This is a genomic window from Amycolatopsis sp. NPDC051061 (assembly GCF_040682935.1).
Classification (GTDB): Bacteria; Actinomycetota; Actinomycetes; order Mycobacteriales; family Pseudonocardiaceae; genus Amycolatopsis.
In genome coordinates this window covers 13,708-37,259 of sequence record NZ_JBFBBZ010000016.1, presented here as the reverse complement: position 1 = coordinate 37,259, position 23,552 = coordinate 13,708, and the positions used below count along the sequence as shown (strand labels likewise).

Annotated in this window: 23 protein-coding genes; 13 read left to right on the top strand and 10 right to left on the bottom strand. The window is 71.7% G+C overall.

From position 1 onward, the window contains the following. The first annotated feature begins 218 nt into the window (after positions 1–218). From AB0N03_RS22525 to AB0N03_RS22505, 5 genes are all read left to right on the top strand, one after another. A complete protein-coding gene (locus AB0N03_RS22525; RefSeq protein ID WP_364374895.1) occupies positions 219–746 on the top strand; it encodes a DUF3887 domain-containing protein in 528 nt (175 codons plus the stop codon). Between the two features lie 40 nt (positions 747–786). After that, complete coding sequence (locus AB0N03_RS22520) at positions 787–2,085, top strand: serine hydrolase (protein WP_364374892.1); 1,299 nt, start codon at positions 787–789, stop codon at positions 2,083–2,085. 20 nt (positions 2,086–2,105) lie between these two features. Further along, on the top strand, positions 2,106–2,519 hold the full coding sequence (locus tag AB0N03_RS22515; RefSeq protein ID WP_364375340.1) for a VOC family protein: 414 nt from the start codon (positions 2,106–2,108) through the stop codon (positions 2,517–2,519). Positions 2,520–2,581: 62 nt separating this feature from the next. Further along, complete coding sequence (locus AB0N03_RS22510; RefSeq protein WP_364374889.1) at positions 2,582–2,995, top strand: PPOX class F420-dependent oxidoreductase; 414 nt, start codon at positions 2,582–2,584, stop codon at positions 2,993–2,995. 113 nt (positions 2,996–3,108) lie between these two features. Then, a complete protein-coding gene (locus AB0N03_RS22505; protein WP_364374886.1) occupies positions 3,109–3,966 on the top strand; it encodes a sigma-70 family RNA polymerase sigma factor in 858 nt (285 codons plus the stop codon). 6 nt (positions 3,967–3,972) lie between these two features. On the opposite strand, the gene AB0N03_RS22500 is transcribed toward AB0N03_RS22505, so the two are convergent. After that, positions 3,973–4,713 carry a (2Fe-2S)-binding protein gene (locus AB0N03_RS22500; RefSeq protein ID WP_364374883.1) on the bottom strand — a complete coding sequence of 247 codons (741 nt, stop codon included), beginning with the start codon at positions 4,711–4,713 and terminating at the stop codon, positions 3,973–3,975. Positions 4,714–4,737: 24 nt separating this feature from the next. Further along, positions 4,738–5,589 carry a putative RNA methyltransferase gene (locus tag AB0N03_RS22495; RefSeq protein WP_364374881.1) on the bottom strand — a complete coding sequence of 284 codons (852 nt, stop codon included), beginning with the start codon at positions 5,587–5,589 and terminating at the stop codon, positions 4,738–4,740. A 174-nt stretch (positions 5,590–5,763) separates the two neighbouring features. On the opposite strand from AB0N03_RS22495, the gene AB0N03_RS22490 reads away from it, so the two are divergent. From AB0N03_RS22490 to AB0N03_RS22480, 3 genes are read left to right on the top strand one after another with little or no spacing between them, the layout of a single operon-like run. Continuing rightward, entirely contained in the window at positions 5,764–7,152 is a 1,389-nt protein-coding gene (locus AB0N03_RS22490; protein ID WP_364374878.1) for an ammonium transporter, read from the top strand. Next, complete coding sequence (locus AB0N03_RS22485; protein WP_086677886.1) at positions 7,149–7,487, top strand: P-II family nitrogen regulator; 339 nt, start codon at positions 7,149–7,151, stop codon at positions 7,485–7,487. Before AB0N03_RS22490 ends, AB0N03_RS22485 begins: the two co-directional genes overlap by 4 nt. A gap of 11 nt (positions 7,488–7,498) precedes the next feature. Beyond that, the gene (locus tag AB0N03_RS22480) at positions 7,499–9,814 is read left to right on the top strand and encodes a [protein-PII] uridylyltransferase (protein WP_364374875.1); all 2,316 of its coding nucleotides are present in this window, start codon (positions 7,499–7,501) and stop codon (positions 9,812–9,814) included. Positions 9,815–9,860: 46 nt separating this feature from the next. On the opposite strand, the gene AB0N03_RS22475 is transcribed toward AB0N03_RS22480, so the two are convergent. The 6 genes from AB0N03_RS22475 to AB0N03_RS22450 form a co-directional block, all read right to left on the bottom strand. After that, the gene (locus tag AB0N03_RS22475) at positions 9,861–11,231 is read right to left on the bottom strand and encodes an FAD-dependent oxidoreductase (protein WP_364374872.1); all 1,371 of its coding nucleotides are present in this window, start codon (positions 11,229–11,231) and stop codon (positions 9,861–9,863) included. Continuing rightward, on the bottom strand, positions 11,224–11,886 hold the full coding sequence (locus AB0N03_RS22470; protein ID WP_364374869.1) for a VC0807 family protein: 663 nt from the start codon (positions 11,884–11,886) through the stop codon (positions 11,224–11,226). The genes AB0N03_RS22475 and AB0N03_RS22470 overlap by 8 nt, the downstream gene beginning before the upstream one ends. Next, positions 11,883–12,485, bottom strand: a complete 603-nt coding sequence (locus AB0N03_RS22465) for a TetR/AcrR family transcriptional regulator (protein WP_364374866.1) — start codon at positions 12,483–12,485, stop codon at positions 11,883–11,885. The genes AB0N03_RS22470 and AB0N03_RS22465 overlap by 4 nt, the downstream gene beginning before the upstream one ends. Before the next feature lie 69 nt (positions 12,486–12,554). Beyond that, entirely contained in the window at positions 12,555–13,859 is a 1,305-nt protein-coding gene (locus AB0N03_RS22460) for a GGDEF domain-containing protein (protein ID WP_364374863.1), read from the bottom strand. A gap of 761 nt (positions 13,860–14,620) precedes the next feature. Then, the gene (locus tag AB0N03_RS22455; protein WP_364374860.1) at positions 14,621–15,373 is read right to left on the bottom strand and encodes a glucose 1-dehydrogenase; all 753 of its coding nucleotides are present in this window, start codon (positions 15,371–15,373) and stop codon (positions 14,621–14,623) included. 22 nt (positions 15,374–15,395) lie between these two features. Beyond that, positions 15,396–15,983 (bottom strand): TetR/AcrR family transcriptional regulator, encoded by a 588-nt coding sequence (locus tag AB0N03_RS22450; RefSeq protein ID WP_364374857.1) that lies wholly within the window; start codon positions 15,981–15,983, stop codon positions 15,396–15,398. A 120-nt stretch (positions 15,984–16,103) separates the two neighbouring features. On the opposite strand from AB0N03_RS22450, the gene AB0N03_RS22445 reads away from it, so the two are divergent. Continuing rightward, on the top strand, positions 16,104–16,463 hold the full coding sequence (locus AB0N03_RS22445; RefSeq protein ID WP_364374854.1) for a hypothetical protein: 360 nt from the start codon (positions 16,104–16,106) through the stop codon (positions 16,461–16,463). 53 nt (positions 16,464–16,516) lie between these two features. Next, on the top strand, positions 16,517–17,392 hold the full coding sequence (locus tag AB0N03_RS22440; protein WP_364374851.1) for a Ku protein: 876 nt from the start codon (positions 16,517–16,519) through the stop codon (positions 17,390–17,392). 279 nt (positions 17,393–17,671) lie between these two features. Here AB0N03_RS22440 and AB0N03_RS22435 read toward each other — a convergent pair whose 3' ends face one another. Both AB0N03_RS22435 and AB0N03_RS22430 read right to left on the bottom strand, forming a co-directional pair. Further along, entirely contained in the window at positions 17,672–18,136 is a 465-nt protein-coding gene (locus tag AB0N03_RS22435) for a MarR family transcriptional regulator (protein WP_364374849.1), read from the bottom strand. A gap of 10 nt (positions 18,137–18,146) precedes the next feature. Further along, positions 18,147–19,937: an ABC transporter ATP-binding protein gene (locus AB0N03_RS22430; protein WP_364374846.1), complete on the bottom strand. Its 1,791-nt coding sequence runs from the start codon at positions 19,935–19,937 to the stop codon at positions 18,147–18,149. 218 nt (positions 19,938–20,155) lie between these two features. Between AB0N03_RS22430 and ffh the strand changes: the two genes are divergently transcribed. From ffh to AB0N03_RS22415, 3 genes are read left to right on the top strand one after another with little or no spacing between them, the layout of a single operon-like run. Next, a complete protein-coding gene (gene ffh / locus AB0N03_RS22425) occupies positions 20,156–21,691 on the top strand; it encodes a signal recognition particle protein (RefSeq protein WP_364374843.1) in 1,536 nt (511 codons plus the stop codon). After that, the gene (locus tag AB0N03_RS22420) at positions 21,688–22,764 is read left to right on the top strand and encodes an amidohydrolase family protein (protein WP_364374840.1); all 1,077 of its coding nucleotides are present in this window, start codon (positions 21,688–21,690) and stop codon (positions 22,762–22,764) included. The genes ffh and AB0N03_RS22420 overlap by 4 nt, the downstream gene beginning before the upstream one ends. A gap of 44 nt (positions 22,765–22,808) precedes the next feature. Beyond that, positions 22,809–23,534: a type II CAAX endopeptidase family protein gene (locus AB0N03_RS22415; protein ID WP_364374837.1), complete on the top strand. Its 726-nt coding sequence runs from the start codon at positions 22,809–22,811 to the stop codon at positions 23,532–23,534. Positions 23,535–23,552: the final 18 nt, after the last annotated feature.

Genomic DNA, 23,552 nt, shown 5'->3' with positions numbered 1-23,552 from the left:
ACCATTTCGTGCTGCCGAGCGTAGCACGATTTGAAATTCCGTGCGCTACACTCGAAAGCATGAAATGTGCCGCTTGTGGCAAGCCGCTGCCACCTCGGCGGGGAGCTGGGCGAAACCGCCAGTACTGCGACGCCACGTGTCGGAGCGCAGCCCGTCGGCAGCGGGCGCACGTAAAGAATGACTTGACAACCCGGCCGCGTCAATCCACTCTTGACGTTGTGCCCGGAGGACCTTTGGCCGCGGTGGGCGAGGCATTGCGGAAAGTCCGTGACGCCGAAGCGACACTGCGGGGCGCCGTGGACGCGGCCAGGACGGCCGGGCACACCTGGCAGGAGCTCGGCGACCTGCTGGGCACCAGCCGGCAGGCCGCCTTCCAGCGGTTCGGCCGGCCGGTCGACCCGGCGACGGGAGCGTCCATGGCGGAGCTGAAGCTGCCCGACGCGATCCACCGCGCCGAGGGGCTCGTGGCGGAGCTCGTCGGCTGTCAGTGGCACGACGTGCGCCGGGACTTCGACGACCGCATGCAGGCCGCGGTCGGCGAGGACGAGCTGCGGCTGGCCTGGGCCCAGGTGGCCGGTTCGGTCGGGCAGTACGAGGGGATGGGGGAGCCGTATGCGCGGTCCACGGGCGACTACACGGTCGTCCACATGCCGCTGGCGTTCGAGGCCGGCGAGCGGACCGTGCTGGTGACCTATCGCGAAGACGGCCAGGTGGCCGGGCTGTGGATCCGGCCGCCCGAACAGTAGCGGTGACATCAGGGGGAACGATGGAAACTCAGGGGGAACGATGAAGACGGCGATAGCGGGAGTGCTCGTGGTCCTGGCGCCGCTGGTGGCTCCGGCGGCCCAGGCCGCCGAGGTGCCCACCGCGACGCACCAGCTCGAGTGGGTGGCCGACGCGACCGGGCGCGTCCCGGTGTCCGACACCGAGGTGCGCGAGCACGTCGCCCAGGTCCTGCTGACCGCCGTGGGCGGTACGGCGGGCGTTAACGGCGCGCTCGCGCAGCTCGGCCCGATCGAGCTGAAACGGATCGTCACCGAGGCACCGGACCATGTCGAGGCGGCGGTCCACGGCCCCGCCGACGACTACCTGCTCGACCTCCACGTCGACCAGGCCGGGCTGATCGACGGGCTCAAGGCGAGCCCGGACGACCCGGTCCCGGCGTCCTGGCCGGAGGTCGACGCGCAGCTCGCGGCGCTCGGCGCCCGCGTGTCGTTCGGCGCGTCGGAGATCCTCCCGGACGGGCGCTGCCGGGACGTGCACGGCGTGCGCGAGGACGTGCAGCGGCCGCTCGGCTCGGCCTTCAAGCTCTACGTCCTGGGCGCGCTCGGCAAGGCGGTCGCCGAGCACAAGGCGTCCTGGAGCGAGCCGGTGGCGATCCGCGACGACTGGAAGAGCCTGCCGTCCGGGGTGCTGCAGAACGAGCCGGCCGGCACGCGGCTCCCGCTGTCCGAATACGCGGACAAGATGATCTCGATCAGCGACAACACGGCGACCGACCACCTGATCCACCGGCTCGGCCGGGACGCCGTGCAACGGCAGGTCACCGCGTTCGGCAACCAGCGGCCGTCGGCGAACATCCCGTTCTTGACCACGAAGGCGATGTTCGAGCTCAAGGCCACGCAGTACCCGGCTCGCGCGGATGCCTACCTGGCGCTGCCACGCTGGGCGCGTACCGCGGCGGTGGCCGGGCTGGAACGCCTCCCGCTCACCGGTCTCCAAGGCTGGCAGACGCCCGAGAAGATCGACGACATCGAGTGGTTCGGTTCACCGGGCGACATCTGCCGCGCGTTCTCGGGGCTGCAGAAGGAGAACCAGCCGGAGATCGGGCACGCGCTGTCGCTGAACGACGGTGGCCTGGGACTCGACCGGGTGAAGTTCCCGGAGGTCTGGTTCAAGGGCGGCAGCGAACCCGGCGTGCTGACCTTGAACTACCTGGCGCGCACCGCGGACGGTCGGTCGCTGGTCACCAGCGTCATGGTGTCGGACCTGGTCGCGCCACTGAACGAAAACCACGTGGCGGCCCGGGGAATCGCCGTCGCGAAGGGCGCGGTGGCGCTTCTCGCGGCTACGCTTCGTCCGTGACGGTGCGGTGGACCCTGACGATGGACTGCGCGGAACCTCGCGCGCTGGCGAGGTTCTGGGCGGTGGCCCTCGGCTACATCGAGCGGCCGCCACCCGCCGGGTTCGCCACCTGGGAAGCCTGGTTCGCGCACCAGGGCGTGCCCGAGGAGGAATGGGGCGACGGCGCCTACCTGAGCGATCCGGAAGGCGTGCTGCCGAGCCTGAGCTTGCTCAAGGTGCCCGAGGGCAAGGTCGCGAAGAACCGCCTCCACCTGGACCTCCAGGCCGGCGGCGGCCGGGAGGTCCCGTGGGAGACGCGCTGGGAGCGGGTCGTCGAAGCGGTCGCCCGCCTCACCGCGGCGGGCGCGACGGTGCTGTACGAAGACGAGTGGAACGGGCGCCCCGACCACGTCTTGATGGCGGATCCGGAGGGCAACGAGTTCTGCGTGCTCTGAGCTGTCGATCCGGGTGCCTCGAGTTCGTGTAGGAGGTGGATCCGGATCACGAAGGAGTGCTCATGACTTTCACCGCCGAAGAGATCGACTACCTGCGTTCGCAGCCGCTTGCCCGGGTGGCGACGCTCGGAGCGGGGGAGCAGCCGGACGTCGTCCCGCTCGCGTTCGAGTTCGACGGCGAACACTTCTGGGTCGGTGGCGTCGGCGCGGCGGTGGCGGCGACTCGCAAGTTCCGGAACGTCGCCGCCGGCCGCCGGAAGGTCGCCCTGGTGGTGGACGACCTGGTGTCGTTGCAGCCGTTCGTCGCCCGCGCGATCCGCGTGTACGGCGACGCGGACGAGCCCGTCGAACGGACCGGGCCGGTCGGGCCGGGGCTGTACTCCCGGATCACCCCGCGGGTCTCGTGGAGCTGGAACATGGCGGGGGAGCCCGCGGGCGAGGCGTGGTACGAGCCGAGGAAGGTGGTTCATGGGTAGCTGATCGGACGCCTGGATGACCGAGATCACCGGCGGCGTCGCGCGTTCTCGTCACATCGGCCGCCGTCGCGGGGTCTACTGCTACGACTGCGACGCGGAAGGAACGGGACACGGTGGACACGCTGACCGAGCGGTTCGAGCAGGAGCGGGCGCGGCTGCGGGCGGTCGCCTACCGGATGCTCGGTTCGGCGAGCGAGGCCGACGACGCGCTCCAGGAGGCCTGGCTGCGGTTCGACCGCACCGACACGGGTGAGGTCGAGAACGTCGGCGCGTGGCTGACGACCGTCGTCGCGCGGGTGTGCCTGTCGATGCTCCGGACGCGCCGCAACCACCGCGAGGAACCCCTGGACGGCCGGCCCGAGCAGGGCGAGGACCGCCGCGACCCCGAGCAGGAAGCCGAGCTGGCCGACTCGGTCGGGCTGGCGCTGCTGGTGGTGCTCGACGCGCTGGCGCCGGCCGAGCGGGTCGCGTTCGTGCTGCACGACATGTTCGCCGTGCCGTTCGACGAGATCGCGCCGATGATCGACAAGACGCCGGCCGCGGCCCGGCAGCTCGCGAGCCGTGCCCGGCGGAGGGTCAAGGGCGGCACCGCGGCGGACGCGGGCCTGCCCCGGCGGCGCAAGGTCGTCGAGGCGTTCCTGGCCGCGTCGCGTGGTGGCGACTTCGAAGCGTTGCTCGCGCTCCTGGACCCGGACGTGGTGCTGCGCGCGGACCGGTTCGTCGGCCCGAGCCCGGCGCCGGTCGTGCTGCGCGGCGTCGAGAACGTGCGCAAGGGTGCGGTACTCGCGTCCGAGCGGGCCCGGGCCAGCGAGCTGGCCCTCGTCGACGGCTCGCCCGGGCTGCTGTGGGTGCGCGAGGGGCGGCTGTCGGTCGTCTTGGCGTTCCAGGTGGACGGCGACCGGATCACCGGCATCGAGGTCATCGCCGACCCGGAGCGGCTGCGCGGGCTGGAGCTGTCGGTCCTCGGCTGACGCGCGTCAGCCGAGGGCAGCGCGAAGCCGCGCTTCGCGCTCGGCCGGCGTCTGACGCGGGCAGCTCACGCACTTCGGGTTGCCGACCTCGTAGATCAGGCAGCAGGACGCGCGACGCACGGCAGGCGTCCGGCCGACCCGCTGGAAACGGGGCCTCGGCAGGTCCAGCCCGATCGCCGCCACGAGCGGCTCGGCCAGGGCCATCGCGCGCTCCGGGTCGGGCGTCCACAGCAGCCGGTTGCCGATCGAGTCGGTGGCGATCGCGCCGAGGGCGCGCGCACGAGCGCCGGTGACGGCGGCGATCGTCGTGATGGCGGCCCCGAGCGCCCCGCCGAACGCGGCGCCCAGTTCGGGCAGCCCGCCGGCGAGGGCCCGGGTGGACCGGGCGCCGAGGAACCGGCCGTCGGCGAGGAGGTCGATCTCCATGGCGTCGAGCGACGGGTCAACCAGCGCGGGCCCCGCTGACCGCTCGGCGGCCGGCGGGGCAGCCGGTGCCGAGCCCACGGTCGGTCCGCTCGCTGAGCGCTTCGCTCGGCCGGCCGGTACTGGGTCGGGGGCGCCCTCCGTCGCGGCGACCAGGCTCTCCAGCGCCGGGGCCACCAGAACCGAGGAAAGTGAGTACCACCAGATCGTGCCGAGCACCTCCGGCCGGGCGCAGCCGTAGAGCTTGGCCGCGCCGCCGATGCGGGCGCGGACCCACTCCGCGTCCGCGAGCAGGGTCGCGGGCGCCATCCAGTCGGGCTTCACGTCACCCAGCCTTCCAGAACGCCTTCACAGCCGCCGATAGGTCGAAACCGTGAACGACACCGTCACCGGCTGGGTCTCCGTCACCGCGTCCAGGCGGGAACGACGGTCACCGCGGTCCAGGTGAAAAGCCGTCGGACCCATCTCCACCGCCTGGCGGATCTGCCGCGGGGTCAGCTGCGCCGTCCGGCGGACCTCCGTCCGTCCCGTGCGGGCGAAGTACTCGCCGAGAGTGCCGTCCAGGCGCTCCTCCTTGCGCTCGTCCACCGACAGCACCAGGTCGCCCAGCTCACCGAGGTGGTCCGGCGCCGGGGACGCCACCGTCAGCAGCCCGCCGGGCCGCAGGACGCGGTGGAACTCCGGCCCGTTGCGCGGCGCGAAGACGTTCAGCACCGCCGAGGCCACCTCGTCACCCACCGGCCACGGCTCCCACAGGTTCCACACCGCCGCACCCAGGCGCGCGTGGGCGCGGGCCGCGCGTCGCAACGCCACCGCGGAAACGTCCAACGCCAGGCCGTATGCGGCAGGAGCCGCCTCCAGGACGTGCGCCAGGTAGTAGCCCGTCCCGGCGCCGGCGTCGATCACGAGACCGTCGGCCTCCGCGCACGCGCGGGCCAGCTCGTCCGCGAGCGGCCGGTACGCGCCCGACGCCAGGAAGTCCGCGCGGGCCGCGACCATCGGTGCCGTGTCCGCCGTGCCGGCCGGGATTCGCGCGTGCAACAGGTTCACGTAACCCTGCCGGGCTAGATCGAACGAGTGGCCGGTCGAGCAACGCAGCGTGCGATCGACGGCCTCCAGCGGCGTGCCGCACACCGAACAGCGCAACGCCTCCACGACCCGGGGTGGCAGTGGGTCATTCCCGTGGTCACGCGAGGTCATGGGGATATTCGACCACGACGTAACGCAACCGGACACTCCAGGACACGTCCCGGGAAACCTGGCCGTAACAACCGGGCACGGACAGTTCACGCGGGTGAAACCTCTCGCGCCGCCTCGTGAAACACCGCGAGCCAAAACTGCCTTCGCAGGACACCCAGGGCACGGGAGGACGATGTGCTGAACGCAGGAGACACCGCATGGGTATTGGCCAGCGCCGCGCTGGTCATGCTCATGACCCCAGGATTGGCGTTCTTCTACGGCGGCATGGTCCGCGCGAAGAGCGTCTTGAACATGCTGATGATGAACTTCATCGCGCTGGCCGTGGTGGGGGTGCTCTGGGCCCTGTACGGCTTCTCGATGTCGTTCGGCGACGACGCCTTCGGCGGCCTGGTCGGTAACTTCCACTTCGCCGGCTTGGAGAACACCTTCGGGAAGCTCGCCGGCTTCGCGGTCGCCGCCACCGACTCGTCGCCCGCCGTGGCCTGGCCCGGCACCGACGCGCTACCGGTGCTCGCGTTCGTCATGTTCCAGCTGATGTTCGCCATCATCACGCCCGCGCTGATCTCCGGCGCCATCGCCGACCGGGCGAAGTTCTGGGGCTGGACGCTGTTCGTCGTCATCTGGGTGACGATCGTGTACTTCCCGGTCGCGCACTGGGTGTTCTCGTTCAACGGCTTCATCGGTGAGAACTCGGTCGGCGGCTGGATCGCCAACAACCTCAAGGCGCTCGACTTCGCCGGTGGTACCGCGGTCCACATCAACGCCGGTGCCGCGGGCCTCGCCCTGGCGATCGTGCTCGGCAAGCGCAAGGGCTGGCCGAAGGACACCGGCCGTCCGCACAACGTGCCGTTCGTCCTGCTCGGCGCGAGCCTGCTGTGGTTCGGCTGGTACGGGTTCAACGCCGGTTCGGCGCTGGCCGCCAACGACCTCGCCGCCGTCGCGTTCACCAACACCACCGTCGCCACCGCCGCCGCCGTCCTCGGTTGGCTGGTCGTCGAGCAGCTCAAGTTCGGCAAGCCGACCACGCTCGGCGCGGCCTCCGGCGCGGTCGCCGGCCTGGTCGCGATCACCCCGGCGTGTGGTTTCGTGAGCCCGCTCGGGGCCATCGCGATCGGCCTCATCGCCGGCGTCCTCTGCGCGCTGGCCATCTCGCTCAAGTTCAAGTTCGGCTTCGACGACTCGCTCGACGTCGTGGGCGTCCACTTGGTCGGCGGCATCGTCGGCACGCTGCTGATCGGCTTCTTCGGCACGACGAGCGTCAACGCGCTCGGCGCCGACGGCCTCTTCTACGGCGGTGGGTTCACCCAGCTGGGTCGTCAGGCGGCGGCCGCGGGCGCGGTGCTCGTGTACTCCTTCGTCCTGACCTTCATCATCGGCTTCGCGATCAAGAAGGCGGGCGGTTTCCGGGTCAGCACCGAGGACGAGGTCAGCGGCATCGACGAGGCGCAGCACGCGGAAAGCGCGTACGACTTCACCGGGACGGGCGGTGGCCTCGGTCACCCGACGACCATCCCGGTCAAGTCCGCCACCGGCACCGCGAAACTCGAGGGGAGCAAGGCATGAAGCTCATCACGGCGATTGTCAAGCCGTTCACGCTCGACGACGTCCGCTCCGCGCTGGAGCAGCTGGGCGTGCTGGGCATGACGGTCAGCGAGGTCCAGGGCTACGGCCGGCAGAAGGGCCACACCGAGGTCTACCGCGGCGCCGAGTACTCGGTGGACTTCGTGGCCAAGCTGAAGATCGAGGTCGTCACCGACGACACCAACGTCGAGAAGGTCCTCGAGGCCATCACGACGGCCGCGCACACCGGCAAGATCGGCGACGGCAAGGTGTGGGTGACCCCGGTCGAGACGGTCATCCGGGTACGGACCGGCGAGCGCGGCACGGACGCGCTATAGGCGACCGGGACATGGCCGACGGGGGCGAACTGGTCAAGGCCACCGAGCGTTTGCTCGAGGGCAGGCACGGGAGGCTGGGGGCGTCCGCACTGCGGGCGGCCCTGGTCGACCTCTACGAGTTCTGGCTGGGCAGGGGAGCCTCGGCGGCCGGCGTCGACACCGCGGAAGCGGGTGTCGCGCTGGTCGCCGTGGGCGGGCTCGGCCGCCGGGAGCTGGTGCCGTTCTCCGATCTCGACCTGCTGCTGGTGCACAACGGCACCAGCGGCATCGCCGAGATCGCGGACGCGCTCTGGTATCCCTTGTGGGACGCGAAAATCGGGCTCGACCACTCGGTCCGCACGCCCGGCGAAGCACTGAAGGTCGCCTCGGAGGACCTTCGCACGGCCATGGGCCTGCTCGACGCCCGGCACCTCTCCGGGGACGCCGAGCTGACCGGCCGCCTGGTTTCCGCGGCGCGCGACCAGTGGCGCCGCACCGCGCGCAAGCAGATCCCGGACATGACGGCGTCGGTCCGGCAGCGCTGGACCCGCAGCGGCGAGATCGCGCAGTCCGCCGAACCCGACCTCAAGCACGGGCGGGGCGGGCTGCGGGACTTCGCCGTCCTGGAAGCCCTGGCCGCGGCGCAGCTCACCGCGCGCCCCGGCGAAGAGCTCCTGGAGGCCAAGGAGCTCCTGCTCGACGTCCGCACCGAGCTGCGGCGCGAGATCCGGCGCGAACGCGACGTCCTGTCCGCGCCGGAGGCCGAGCTGGTGGCCTCCGAGCTCGGCTTCGGTGATCGCTTCACCTTGGCACGCAAGCTTTCCGGTGCGGGACGCACGATCGCGTACGCGCTCGACGTCGCCCTCCGGTCCACTGTGGAGCAACCGAAGCCGCGGTTCGGACGGCGCCCGGCGCGGACGCCGCTCGCCGAGAACGTCGTCCTGCACGGGAACGAGGTCGCGCTGGCCCGCGACGCCGTCCCGGCCAAGGATCCGGCGCTGCTGCTGCGGGTCGCGGCCGCGTCGGCGCGCACGGGAAAGCCCATCGCGCTCGGCACGCTCAAGGCGCTGGCTGAATCGGCGCCGGAACTGCGGGCGCCGTGGCCGCCCGAGGCGTTGAACGCCCTGGTCGAGCTGCTCGGCGCGGGGGAGGGCCTGGTCGACGCGGTCGAGGCGCTCGACCGGACCGGGCTGTGGGCCCGGCTGTTCCCCGAGTGGGGCGCGGTCCGCGACCTGCCGCCGCGCTCGCCGGTGCACCAGTGGACGGTCGACCGGCACCTCGTCCGCACCTGCGTCGAGGCCGCCAAGCTGACCACCACGGTGTCGCGGCCGGACCTGCTTTTGATCGGCGCGCTGCTGCACGACATCGGCAAGGGCCGCGACGCCGACCACTCGGAGCTGGGCGCCAAGATCTCCGCTCAGGTCGCGACGCGCCTGGGGCTGAGCCCGGCGGACGCGGCGACGGTGTCGGCGATGGTCCGCCACCACCTCCTGCTGCCGCACACCGCGACGCGCCGCGACATCAGCGAGCCGGAGACGGTCACGCGGGTGGTGAAAACCCTGGACGGCGACATCGTCCTGGTCGAGCTGCTGCACGCGCTCACGCAGGCGGACTCGCTGGCCACCGGCCCCGGTGTCTGGACGGACTGGAAGGCGCGGCTGCTCGCCGAGCTCGTCACGGGTTGCGAAGAAGTGTTGCGCGGCAAGGGGTTCACCGCGCCCGAGCCGATGGACGACGAACAGCGCGAGCTCGTCGCCCAGGCCGTGGCTTCGGGCACGGGTGAGATCCGGATCAGCGCGCACGGCAAGGTCGTCACGGTCCTGCTGGCCGTGCCGGCCCGCGCGGAGCTGTTGGCGCCGGCGGCGGGTGTGCTGGCGCTGAACTCCCTGGAGGTGCACTCGGCGATCCTGCGCGGCCACGACGGCGGGCGCGCCGGCGTGTTCACGGCGTCGCCGAAGTTCGGCTCGCTGCCGGACGCGACGCTGCTGCGCGAGCAGTTCGCCCGCGCGGTCGCCGGCACCCTCCCGCTGACCCAGCGCCTGGCCGCGAAGGAACGCGACTACGGCTCGTCGGACGCGGCCCCGGTCGCGCCGAAGGTCCTCTGGTTCGACGACGAGACGAGCGGACCCGACACCGTCGTCCTCGAACTGCGTGCCGCCGACCGGATCGGCCTGCTGTTCCGGGTCGCGGGTGCCCTGCGCCGCTGCGACGCGGAGGTCCGCTGGGCGAAGGTCTCGACGCTGGGTGGCGCGGTGGTGGACTCGTTCGCGGTGACGCCCCGCGGCGGCCGCATCGAGCCCGGCTGGCGGCGCGAGGTGGAGCAGGCGATCGTGGCCGCGGCTTCCTGAGCGGATCGGTTCACCCCGGCCGGGGTGAACCGATCCGCCGGCCGGGTCAGGTCGCCGGGTGAGCCATGCCGGCGACGGCCACGTGCGCGGCCTCGGGCGTACCGAACCACCGGCGCAACGCGTCTTCCAGCCCTGGGCCGCCGGACCACACGACGTAGCCATCCGGCCGGACGAGCCGCGGCTCGGCCCCAGACCGCGTCTCGACCCGGCCGGCCCACCCCTCGGGAAGCGTCGCCCCGATCAGCACCGCGCGGCCGTCCGGTGCGGCCGAAACCGCGGCGCGACCGGACACCCCCGGGTACGTCACCCCGAGACCCGAGAGCTCCGAAGCGACGGCGCGGCGAGCCTCGGGGACGACCAGCAGCCCCGTGACGACCTCCCGCACGGCCGCCGCGTCCGGATCGGGCACGCCGAGCACCGCCTGGGCCCGGGTGCTGACCAGCACACGGGCGGCGACCGGGTGGCGCTCGTCGTGGTAGCTGTCGAGCAGGCCGTCCGGTGCGGTGCCGCGGACCGTCGCGGCCAGCTTCCAGCCGAGGTTCACCGCGTCCTGCAGGCCCAGGTTGAGCCCTTGGCCGCCGACGGGCAGGTGGATGTGCGCGGCGTCGCCGGCGAAGAGCACCCGGCCGTGGCGATAGCGCTCCAGCTGCCGGGACGCGTCGCCGAAGCGTGACGCCCACAGCACGTCGCCCACCTCGATCCCGGGTCCGTGTGCGGCGGTCAGGGCGCGCTGCACCTCGTCGGCGGTGACCGGTTCGTCGCGGCCGGGCTTCTGTTGCTCCTCGCCGAAGACGATCGTGCGGAAGCGACCGCCCGGCAGCGGAACCAGGTAGCCCGAGGAACCGGCCGGCAGAGCCCACGCGTCGGCCAGGCCGGCGGGCTTGGCGGAAAGGGTGATGTCGGCGACGACCAGCGAGATCCGTGCCGGGCGGCCCGGGAACGCGGCGCCCAGCACCGTGCGCACCGCACTGTGCCCGCCGTCGGCGGCGACGAGCCACCCGGCGCGGTGAGTACGTCCGCCCGCCGTGACGGTGACGCCGTCGTCGTCCTGCGCCACGGCGGTGACGGCCGCGTCGCGCAGCACCGGGGTGCGCAGCCGCGCCTCGATCGCCGCCGCGACGTGGGCCTGCTCCACGCCGAGCTGGTACGGGAAGCGCGTCGGCAGGTCGGTGTAGTCGATCGGGAGGCCGGAGAAGTGCCCGGCGGGCAGCTTCGCCTGCACGTGCGGCTCGATCGCGGCGAGCAGGCCGCGGTCGGCCAGCACCTCGACCGACCGGGGCTGCAGGCCGAGGGCCTTCGACTGCGTCGTGGGCCGGGCGTCCCGTTCCACGATCAGCACGTCGAGCCCGGCGCGCTCCAGCTCGAACGCGGTCAGCAGGCCGGTGGGCCCGGCGCCCGCCACGAGGACGTCAGGCATCGAGGTTCTCCTTGCGGAGGTACCAGACGTGCCAGACGATCAGGAGGGCCAGCGCGCCGAACCACGCCACGTTGGTGACCAGCGCGATGAGGTCGATCGGCAGCGTGTAGACGAGCACGATGTGCAGCACCGCGCCGGCCAGCAGCACCGCGCCCCAGGCGGCCGTGTTGATCCGCAGGCCGCGCCGGAACCGGGCGTCGGTGTCCCAGCGACCCGCCCACGCGTCCGCCCCTTCGGCGCCGCGCTTGACCTCGGCGATCGTGCGGCCCAGCGTCAGCTGCGCCGGCCGGCCGGTGAACACCGAGACCAGCATCCACGCTCCGAACACGCCACCCAGCGCCGCGGTCCACCCTTCGCGGATCACCAGCGTGCGCGGGTCGTCCGAGAGCAGGCCCAGCACCACCGACAGCACCATGACGCTCAGCGTCACCAGGGCGACGAGGTCGACCTTCCGGTTGCGCGCGATCGTCCACAGCACGTACGGCGCGGCCACCAGGACGCCGGCCATCAGCGCCCACCACTGGCTCACGCCGGCGGCGCGCAGGCCGTAGAACAGCGCCATCGGCACGAGCACTTCGAACACCACGGTCAGCACGTTGGCGCGGACCAGCCGGCGCAGACCGGCGTCGGGAGCGGGTTTTTCGTCGATCATCATTCGGGTTCCCCAGTGGATTCGGGTGCGGTCGCCCGCACGTAGAGGTCGGCGAGCTCACGGCCGATGCGCGCGAGCTCGGTGGGTTCCAGCCCGGCCGCGGCCGCCGTGGCGACGACGGCGTCGAGGCCCGAGGTGAGGGAGAGGGCCGTGATCCGGGCGTCGATCGGGCCGAACGCGCCCGCTGCCCGCCCGGTGCGGAAGTGCTCTTCGAACAGTGCGAGCCGCCCGTTGACGCCGGCGCTCTGCGAGCCGGCGTTCTTCACCAGGTCGATCAGCGCGCGAACTTCGGCCGGGTGCTCGCCGACGAGCTCGACGTTCGCTTCGACGAAGGCGCGCAGCTGCGCGACGTGCCCGACGGCGGCATCGATGCGCGGCTGCATGAACGCCCCGGTGATCTCTTCGATCTCTTTGACGCACGCCGCGAGCAGGTCGTCCTTGCCCGCGAAGTGGTAGCTGATCATGCCGGTGCTCGACAGGCCCGCCTGCTTCGCGATCCGGCTGAACGACGCCTTGGCGAAGCCCTCCTCGGCGATCACTTCGATCGCCGCCCGCACGATCTGGGCCCGCCGACCGGACTCGGTGAACGTTCTTGCTCGCATGAGCAAAATTTAGCTCAGCCAAGCAAAAATGACAAGCCGCCTGGTCAGAGCCAGGAATAGGGGAGTGGGTCAGGCGGTGGCGGTGCCGCCGACGACCTTGTTGCGGCCCGCGTCCTTGGCCCGGTACAGGGCCTTGTCCGCTGCCTGCAGCAGGCGGTCGACGGCCGTGCCGCCGTCCGGGTAGGTCGCCACGCCGATGGACGCCGACAGCGCGTCGATGACGCGGAGGTGGCTGCCGTCCTCGTAGTCCACCTTCAGGGACTCGATCGCCGACCGGATGCGCTCGGCGACCGCCAGCACCGCCGCCGGGCCGATGTCCGGCAGCAGGACCACGAACTCCTCGCCGCCGAAGCGACCGACCGAGTCGTAGTCGCGCACCGCGCTCTTGATCGTCGACGCGACCGCGCGCAGCACCGCGTCGCCCGCCAGGTGACCGTGCTCGTCGTTGATCAGCTTGAAGTAGTCCAGGTCGATCATCAGCACGCCGAACGTGCTTCGTGAGCTTCGCTGCGCGCGGGCCAGTTCGCGCGAAGCGAGCAGATGCCACCCGGTCGTGTTGAACAGGCCCGTCTTCTCGTCGGTCGTCGCGGCGATCTCCAGCTGCTTGATCAGCACCGCGCGGTGCAGCACGAGCAGCGGCGGCACGATCGCGACGGCGAGCGCGGGCAGCGTCGCCAGCGTCAACGCCGTGAGCAGGCCCAGGCAGAGTGTCGCGACCTCGAGGAGGTTGTCGCCGAGGCCGCCGAAGAACGCCTTGATCGTGCGCTTCGTGATCGTCAGCGCCGGGAGGATCGTGATTGCCGCGACCAGGAAGTACGTCACCGCGGCCAGCGCGATGGCCGTGACGCCACGCCAGCCCGACGTCAGCGCCGCGTACATGTCGCCGACGCCGAGCCGGGCGAGCACGAACTCGGCCGAGTAGCAGGTGACGACGACCAGCGTCGCGTTCAGCGTGGTCCGGAACGGCGGGACGCGCTTCATCCGCGCGAGGCTGCGCGTCGCCAGGTGCAGGTAGAGGACAGCGATCAGGGCCGTGACGAGCGCGGGCGGCAGGAGCAGCACCCCGGCGAACGTCCAGACCGACGTCAGGTTGATGTGCGGGGTGTCGGACACCAGCCGCCGGACGCGCTCGATCTGCCGGCCCAGCTCCGCCTGCAGCACGCCGAGGACGGCGAGGACGCCGAAGACGACCAGATCCCACGTGTGGACGGGCACCGCGAGGGCGGTCCAGACGGTGGCCACGAGCGCCACGGACTCGACGAGGAAGCAGTAGAAGATCAGCGATCCGCGCTGGCGCCAGAGGGTCCAGTGAGCAGGATTCAGTGCCCCACGGATCCGGCCCACGCGGGGTTCGGCCGGACGGGCGCCGTCCATACTCAAGGCGGGTGCAACTCCCCTGGGTGATCCGACGATCCGCGTCCACTTCACCACATCGGGCGATCTCGATCGACGATTGCCACACGATCGGAGCAGTGAAGGGAGGCCCTCGTGCGCAACCGCGAATCCTGAGCCACCACTCCCGCCGCACCGTTCGAGAGGAGATGTGCTGTGCGCAACCGCGAGTCCTGAACCCACGCCGCCCCGTCCCGACGCGCGAAAGGGGGGCCCTGTGCGCAACCGAGAGTCCTGAATCCGCCCCCGTCCGTCCCGGCGCCTGGAAGGAGAGCCCTGTGCGCAACCGCGAGTCCTGAATCCGCCCCCGTCCGTCCCGGCGCCTGGAAGGAGAGTCCCGTGCGCAACCGCGAGTCCTGAGCCGCCGCAGCCCGAAGCCCGACGCCCGAGAGGAGAAGCACCGTGCGCAACCGAGAGTCCTGAGCCGCCGCAGCCCGAAGCCCGACGCCCGAGAGGAGAAGCACCGTGCGCAACCGCGAGTCCTGAACCCACGCCCGCCCGTCCCGACGCCCGGAAGGAGACGCGCCGTGCGCAACCGCGAGTCCTGAAGCCGCCGAGCAGCCAGTCCGTCCCAGCAGGAGAGGGGAATCGTCACCATGCGCAACCGCGAGTCCTGAAGCCGCCGAGCAGCCAGTCCGTCCCAGCAGGAGAGGGGAATCGTCACCATGCGCAACCGTGAATCGTGAACTCCCGCCGGAGGAGCTCCGGCCGACCCCAGTGCCCGCGGGCCCGGGTGGGGCCGCTCAGGCGGTCGCGCCGCCGTCGACCACCAGGTCGTGCCCCACGGTGAAGGCCGCTTCGTCCGAAGCGAGCCACAGCACCGCGGCGGCCACCTCGGCGGTGGCCCCCACCCGGCCCAGCGGGATCGCGTCCTTCAGCCGCACGGCGCGGTCCGCGTCCGTCTCGCCGGGACGCAGCGACATGTCCGTGGCGGTCGCTCCCGGGCTGACCGCGTTGATGCGGATGCCCTCGGCGATGTGGTCGCGCGCCGCCGTGCGGGTCAGCGCGCTCACCGCGGCCTTCGACGCCGCGTAGGCCGCCATGTTCGGCAGCCGGCCGTGCGCGCCGATGTTCGACGCGATGTTGACGATCGCGCCGCCGCCGTGCGCCCGCATGTGCGCGACCTCGTGCTTCAAGGACAGCCACGTGCCGGTGAGGTTCGTGCCGATCACCGCGCCGAAGTCGTCCTCGTCGAGATCCGCCACCGGTGCCGGCGACCCGAGGATGCCCGCGTTGTTGACCGCGACGTCCAGCCCACCGTGCCTCGTGACGATCGTGCCGACCATCCTCGCCACGTCCGCCGAGTCGGTCACGTCGACCGTCACCGCGCTCGCCGCGGCACCGATCTCCTTCACTGCGGACGCGAGCCGCTGCTCGTCCCGGCCCGCGACGACGACCGTCGCGCCCTCGGCGGCGAACGCCTTCGCCGTCGTCAGCCCGATGCCCGAGCCGCCGCCCGTCACCAGGACGACCTTGCCTGCGAACCGTGCCCCCATGTCTGCCTTCTTTCTGGTCTGATCAGTCTCGAATGAGTACGCGCATCGCCTGCGAGACGGCCGCGTGCAGCCGGCTCGCCGCGTCCGTGCCCTTCCCCAGGACGCGCAGCCCCTGGAGCACGGTGAGCAGGAACCGGGCGAGCGTCGCCGGGTCGCTGCCGTCGGGGAGTTCGTCCTGGGTCCTGGCGCGTTCGAGCGCCATGGTCAGGGCGACTTCGAGGGTGTCCCAGCTGCGCTCCACGATCCGGGCGACCGCCGGATCGCGGGGGAGCAGCTCGATCGCCGCGTTGACGACGAAACAGCCGACGGGCCCGTCTTCGCCCAGGATGTCCGCCACGTAGCCGTCGAGGAGGCGTCGCACCGCGGCCACGCCCGAGCCCGGTTTCGACAGCTCGGACATGACTCGTGTGTCGGTCCGCTCGGCGTACCGCTTCAACGCCGTCACGTAGAAGTCGTGCTTCGTGCCGAAGGTGGCGTACAGGCTCGCCTTAGCGACGCCGAGGTGTGTGACGAGGTCGCTGACCGACGTCGCTTCGTAGCCCTGACGCCGGAAGAGCGCGAGCGCGGCGTCGCAGGCTTCGTCGACGTCGAACTCCTTGACCCGGGACATGATCGAAATCCTAACCGTATCGAGAACGGTCGGTCAAATATGCGACTGGCGGTGTGTCGCCGTCGATGACGGCGCGTGCGGTGGCACGATGACTGATCTGACCGGCGGAGGGGGTGGGCGATGCAGGAGTTGACGCTGCCGCCCACGGTCGTCGCCACCCACCTGCGCTCCTGCGCCGAAGAGCTCGCCGCGAGCCTGCGCTGCGGCGGCCCGGGCGCCACGACCACCGAGCTCACCGACGTCGTCGCGCACCTGGTCGCGGGTCAGGAAGCCATCTCCCACGCGCTCGCCGGCCTCGCCGCCCGCGTCGAAGGCGGCACGAACGCGCTCGCCGCGGCGCCGCCCCTGGACGTCGAGGTCGTCACCGAAGTGCTCCGAGAGGCGGCCATCGCGGCCCGCTGCGCGGCCGAGGCGCTCGACGAGGTCACGCCGTCGTTCGAATGTGTGAGCGAATCCGTCGCGCCTGACACCCGTTTGTAGCTGTCGGGGCGCGCGGCCGCCTGGCTAGCCTGGGAGCTGCGGAGGTGGCTCGCATGCGCGCGGTGTGGATGGGCACGATCGGGTTCGGCAGTTACGCCATCCCGGTGAAGGCGTACAGCGCGACCGAGGACCGCGAGATCCCGCTGCACCAGGTGCACGAGGCCGACGGCGGCCGCGTCCGGGTGAAGCGGGTGTGCGAGGTCGACGGCGCCGAGGTGCCGCCCGAGCAGATGGTCCGCGGCTACGCGGTACCCGGCGGCGATGTCGTGCTGCTGTCCGACCACGAGCTCGCGTCGCTCCCGATGCCCGGCCGCACGATCGCCATCCGCGCCTTCGCACCGCTCGCCGACGTCGATCCGATCTGGTTCGCGAAGAGCTACTACCTCGAGCCGGAGCCGGCGGGCACGAAGCCGTACGTGCTGTTCAGCGAAGCGCTGCAGCAGTCCGGGCGGATCGCGCTGGTCACGGTCGCGCTGCGCCGCCGCGAGACCCTCGGCGCGCTGCGCGTGCGCGACCAGGTGATCGTGCTGGAGACGATGCTCTGGCCGGACGAGGTGCGCGCGCCCGACTTCCCGTTCCGGCACGCCGACGTCGACATCCGGCCCGGTGAGCTGCGGCGCGCGGTGAACCTCGTCGAGGAGCTGACCGGCGAGTTCGACCCCGGCCGCTACCCCGACCGTTACCGCGAGGCGTTCCAGGCGTTGGTCCAGGCGAAGATCGACGGCGCCGAGGTCGTCCAGCCGACGGCGGCGGAGCAGGCGGAGGGCGTCACGCGGTTGCTGGCGGCCTTGCAGGAGTCGGCGTCCGAAGCCGAGGACGCGCGCAACGCGGCCGTCGCGAAGGCCAAGGTCGCCGCGTCGAGGGCGGCGAAAGCGCGTACGACGGCGAAGCGGGCCGCGACGCGCCGGCGGACGAAAACGTCCGGCTGAGTATTACTACCCACGGGTAATTGAGGGTTCTCCCACTGCTGGCCGGGTGCTCCGGCGCGGCAAACTTCGTTCTGCCAGCGGATACCGGATCGCTGGTGAGGGGGGAGGAACCGGACGGCCCCTGGGGAGGTGAGCCGGCCGGGCACCAGGGTTCCGGGGCGGGCCGACGGAGGAGCGGTCCGTGCCCGGAACCCGTGTCGCACCGCGGGGAGGCGGCGCGAACGAAGGGGGTGTCTTGAAAGCCGCCGTGGAGGGATCGAGGGGTCTCCACGGCGGCTTTCAGGCGTCCGCGACCCGGAGCATCAGGTCCGAGGCCAGTTTCAGCAGCTGACGTTCGGTCGGCGACAACGTCGTTTCGATGGCTCCGGCCAGCCAGCGCTCCCGCCGGACGCTGTACTCGCGCAGCACCGCCAGCCCCGCCGGAGTGATGCTCACGAGCGAGCGGCGCCCGTCCGCCGGGTCCGGCGAGCGCGTCACCAGCTCGCGTTCGGTCACCCACGCCAGGATCCGGGTCAGCGACTGCGGCTGCAGCCGTTCCGCCTCGGCCAGCTCGGTCGGCGTGTGCGTGCCCGCCCGGTAGAGGCGGCTCAGCACCGCCAGCACCGCCGGGCCTGGGCCGTTCAAGTCCCGCTCCGCGCGCATCCGCCAGTTCAGCCGCCCGACGCCCTCGCGGACCCGCCGTGCCAGGTCGGCCAGCTCGGGGTCCGCGCTGACGGGCGAAGCGACGTCGGGTTCGGGCTGCATGCCCCCAAGGTTAGGCGGTTCCCCGGACCAGCCGGGCATAACGCCCGTCGCGCGCCAGCAGCTCTTCGTGCGTCCCGCGTTCGACGATCCGGCCTTCGTGCAGCACCACGATCTGGTCGGCGTGCTCCACAGTGGACAGCCGGTGCGCGATCGTCAGCGTCGTGCGGCCCGCGGCGAGCCGGTCGAGCTCGGCCTGCACCGAGCGTTCCGTGCGGGTGTCGAGCGCGCTGGTCGCCTCGTCGAGGATGAGCACCGGCGGGTTGCGCAGCAGGATCCGCGCGATCGCCATCCGCTGCTTCTCGCCGCCGGAGAAGCGGTAGCCGCGCTGGCCGACGACGGTGTCGTACCCCTCGGGCAGCCCGGCCAAGGTGTCGTGGATGTGCGCCGCCTTCGCGGCCGCCTCGATCTCGTCGTCGGTCGCGTCCGGCTTCGCGAAGCGCAGGTTCTCCCGGACGGTGTCGTGGAACAGGTAGGTCTCCTGCGACACCATCCCGACGCCCGCCGCGAGCGACGCCAGGGTCACGTCGCGGATGTCCGTGCCGTCGATCTCGACGGACCCGTCGCTCACCTCGTACAGCCGCGCCACCAGGTATGCGAGCGTCGTCTTGCCCGAGCCGGTCGAGCCGACCAGTGCCGTCGTGGTCCCGGCCGGGACGTCGAGGTCGATGTCCTTCAGCGTCAGCGGGCCTTCGTCGTCGTAGCGGAAGGAGACCTCGCGCATCGAGACGTCGCCCCGGCGCACCTCGAGCGTCCCGGCGCCCGGCTTGTCGCTGATCTCCACCGGCAGGTCCAGCACCTCGAAGATGCGCCCGAACAGCGCCTTCGACGTCGCCACGTTCTGCCCGATCGTCTGCATCGCGCTGGCCGGCGCGACCAGCCGGTTGAGCATGCTGGTGAAGGCCACGACCGTGCCGAGCGAGATCGGGGACGCGCCGCCCGCCAGGGCCAGCCCGGCGATCCAGTAGACCAGCGCCGGGATCACGGTCAGGCTCATCGCCCGCGAAGCGAGCTGCCAGCGTCCGGCCAGCGCCGCCGCGCGTTCCAGCGACGCGATCTCCCGCGATTCGGCGCCGAACCGCTCGCGCATCGCCCGTTCGTTGCCCATCGTCTTGGCGAGCAGCACGCCGGTGACCGACAGGGACTCCTCGACCATCGTCGTCAGCCGGGCCATCCGCCGGGTCCGGCCGCGGGCCAGCGTCCGGCGCTTCTTGCCCAGCCGGAGCGTGAACAGCAGGAAGAGCGGGACGACGATCAGGGAGAGCGCCGCGAGCTGCCAGTCCAGCGCGATCAGCGCCACGGTGATGGCGATCGTCGTGGTCGCGTTCTGCACCATCGACCCGGCGGTCGTGGTGATGACGTTGTCGACGCCGCCGATGTCGTTGAACACCCGCGAGAGCACTTCGCCGCTCTTCGTCCGGGTGAAGAAGCCGAGCGACATCCGCTGCAGGTGGCCGTAGACGGTGACGCGCAGCTCGTTCATCACCCGCTGGCCGATCGTGTTGGACAGCCCGGTCGTGGCGACGCCGAGGGAGCCGCTGCCGACCGCGCAGGCAATCATCCCCGCGGCCAGGACGCTGATCAGGAGCGTGTCGCGGTGCGGGAGCGCGTCGTCGAGGATCTCGCGCAGCAGGAAGGGCGAGACGACGCCGAGGCCGGCTTGGAGCACGATCAGCGCGAACAGCGCGCCGAGGGGCCCGCGGTGCGGGCGGAACAGGCCGGCGATCCGCCGGAAGGGGACCGGCTCGTCGGTGTCGGCGGCCGGTTCGGCGAGCGACGGCCGAGGTCTGGTCGCGGAAGTCATACACGTATGTTTACCGAATCCGGCGACACTGGCTAGCCAATTTCCTCAGGTAAAGCCATCTTTACCTTGGTCACGTGCGCGAAGTAGTACGCCTCTGTGTACTAATCGCGTGCGCGACCTTCGCGTACCCGTGAGGTGGGGGACCCGGAGCGACTACCCTCGGGAGGGCCGGCCTCGTCCGGCGCGCCACTCTCGACCCAGCTGGAGCGTGCACACCCGTGTTCGACACCCTGTCCGATCGGCTCACCGCCGCCCTGCAGACGCTCACGCGCAAGGGCAAGCTGTCCGACGCCGACATCGACGCCACCGCGCGCGAGATCCGCATCGCGCTGCTGGAGGCCGACGTCGCCCTCGGCGTGGTCAAGACCTTCATCGCGAAGATCAAGGAACGGGCGAAGGGCGCCGAGGTCTCCCAGGCGCTCAACCCCGCGCAGCAGGTCATCAAGATCGTCAACGAGGAGCTCGTCGGCATCCTCGGCGGCGAGACGCGCCGGCTCAGCCTGGCCAAGACGCCGCCCACCGTGATCATGCTCGCCGGCCTCCAGGGCGCCGGCAAGACGACTCTCGCCGGCAAGCTCGCGTTGTGGCTGAAGAAGCAGGGCCACACGCCGATGCTGGTCGCCTGCGACCTCCAGCGCCCGAACGCCGTCACGCAGCTGCAGGTCGTCGGCGAGCGCGCCGGCGTCGTCACCTTCGCTCCCGAGCCGGGCAACGGCGTCGGCGACCCGGTCGACGTCGCGCGCAGGGCCATCGCCGAAGCGAAGCGCGCTCAGCACGACGTCGTCGTGGTCGACACCGCGGGCCGCCTGGGTGTCGACGAAGAGCTGATGAAGCAGGCCGCGGACATCCGCGACGCCGTGCAGCCCGACGAGACGCTGTTCGTCGTCGACGCGATGATCGGCCAGGACGCCGTGACCACGGCGGAGGCGTTCCGCGACGGCGTCGGCTTCTCCGGCGTCGTGCTCACGAAGCTGGACGGCGACGCCCGCGGTGGTGCCGCGCTGAGCGTCCGCGAGGTCACCGGCCAGCCGATCCTCTTCGCGTCCAACGGCGAGAAGCTCGAGGACTTCGACACCTTCCACCCGGACCGGATGGCGTCGCGGATCCTCGGCATGGGTGACGTGCTGACCCTGATCGAGCAGGCCGAGCAGGCCTTCGACCAGGACCAGGCCGAGGCGGCCGCGGCGAAGCTGTCGAGCGGCCAGCTCACCCTGGAGGACTTCCTCGAGCAGATGCTCGCGGTCCGCAAGATGGGCCCGATCGGCAACCTGCTGGGGATGCTCCCGGGCGCCGGGCAGATGAAGGACCAGCTGGCCCAGGTCGACGACAAGCACCTGGACAAGCTGCAGGCGATCATCCGCGGCATGACGCCGGCCGAGCGCGACAACCCGAAGATGATCAACGGGTCGCGCCGGCTGCGCATCGCCAACGGCTCCGGTGTCTCCGTCCGCGAGGTCAACGACCTGGTCAACCGGTTCTTCGAGGCCCGCAAGATGATGGCCCAGATGGCCGGCCGGTTCGGCTTCGGCGGCGGGGGCGGCTCCAAGACGCGCAAGGGCAAGAAGGGCAAGAAGGGCAAGGGCCCGACGCAGCCCAAGGTCCGCGGCGGCTTCCCGGGCGGCATGCCGATGCTGCCCCCGGGCGGGCAGATGCCGAGCGGGATGCCCGACCTGTCGCAGCTGGGCGGCATGAACGACGTCCCGGGCTTCGACCCGACGAAGTTCAAGCTGCCGAAGAACCCCAAGGACAATTGAGCACCGCGCTCCACGCCGCCGGGGTGGTCCTGCCCGGCGGCGAGTCCCGGGACCTCTGGATCACCGGCGGCCGGATCTCGTTCGAGCCGGTGCCGGACGCCGAGACGCTGGGCCGGGACGTCTTCCTCGTGCCCGGCCTGGTCGACGCGCACTGCCACCCCGGTATCGGCCTCGGCGGGCCCGTCTCCCTGGCCGAGGCGACCGAGCAGGCGCTGGCCGACCGCGCCGCGGGCACGCTGCTGATCCGCGACTGCGGCCTGCCGATCGACGTCCGGCCGCTGCAGGAGCGGGCCGACCTGCCGACGATCATCCGCGCCGGCCGGCACCTCGCGCTGGCCAAGCGCTACATCCCCGGTCTCGGCATCGAGCTGGACGACCCGGCGCAGCTGCCGGACGCGGTCGCCGAGCAGGCCGGGGACGGCGACGGCTGGGTCAAGCTGGTCGGCGACTGGATCGACCGCGGTGTGGGCGATCTGGCGCCGCTGTGGCCGGACGACGTCCTCGCCGAAGCCGTCAAGGTCGCGCACGACCACGGTGCCCGCGTCACCGCGCACGTGTTCGGCGAAGCCGCGCTGCCCGGGCTGATCGCGGCCGGCATCGACTGCCTCGAACACGGCACGGGCCTGAGCGCCGACCAGCTCGGCGAGCTGGCGCGCAACGACGTCGCGCTGGTGCCGACGCTGATCAACATCGAGAACTTCCCGGGCATCGCGGACAAGGCCGGCAAGTACCCGGCGTACGCGGACCACATGCGGGCCCTGCACGCCGGCGTCGGCGAGATGGTCGCCACGGCCATCGAAGCGGGCGTACACGTCTTCGCGGGCAGTGACGCCGGTGGCATGGTCGAGCACGGCCGGCTCGTCGACGAGATCGAGGCGCTGCACCGCGCGGGCATGACCCGCGAGGCGGCGCTGGCGAGCGCGTCCTGGGCCGCCCGCGACTGGCTCGGTCACCCGGGCATCACCGACGGCGCGCCCGCCGACCTGCTCGTCTACGCGAGTGATCCGCGCGAGGACCTGGGCGTCCTGCGGCATCCGGAGCACATCGTGCTCGGCGGTGTCGTCTACGCGTGACCCCGCTGATTTCCTTGCGGGATCGGCACTTTAGCGTTGGGGCCGTGACGGACGACGACGGCGCACGGCGCGTGCTGGGGGCGCATTGGTGTTTCGTGGCGTTCTTCGCGGGGATCGCCGGCTACTACCTGATCAACCTGATCATCGCCGCGGCGGTCAACCGCAACGTCGGCGAGTTCGACCCCCTGGAACTACACGACATCGGCCCGCTGCTGCTCCTGGCGTTCGTGCCCAACCTGCTGCTCGGCCTCGGCCCGGCGGTGGGTTCGTGGCGCTGGGGCGAGGGCTTGCGGGCCGACTTCGGGCTCAAGCCGACCTGGCGCGACGTCCGGATCGGCCTCGCCTGCGGCGCGCTCGCGCTGGTCGTCGGCTACGGGCTCAACCTGGTGCTGATCGCCGTCTACGGCGCCGACGACGTCTCCGACAGCCCGCTGAGCGACCTCGCCGACACCTTCGACGGCGACACCGTGTGGCTGGTGCTCGCCGCGGTGATCGTCATCGCCGGCGCGCCGATCACGGAGGAACTGCTGGTCCGCGGCACGCTGTGGAGCGCGCTGTCGGTCCACCGGGTCCCACCGTGGGTGGTCCTTCTGCTCACCTCGCTGGTGTTCGCCCAGCTCCACGGCGAGCCGACCCGCACCATCGCCCTCTTCGGCCAGGGCATCGCGATCGGGCTGGCCCGGCACCTGTCCGGCCGGGTGAGCGCCGGGGTGATCGCCCACGCGGCCAACAACCTGCCGCCGGCGGTCCTGCTGTTCGTCGCGCACTGAGGGTGTTGCGAAGATCGT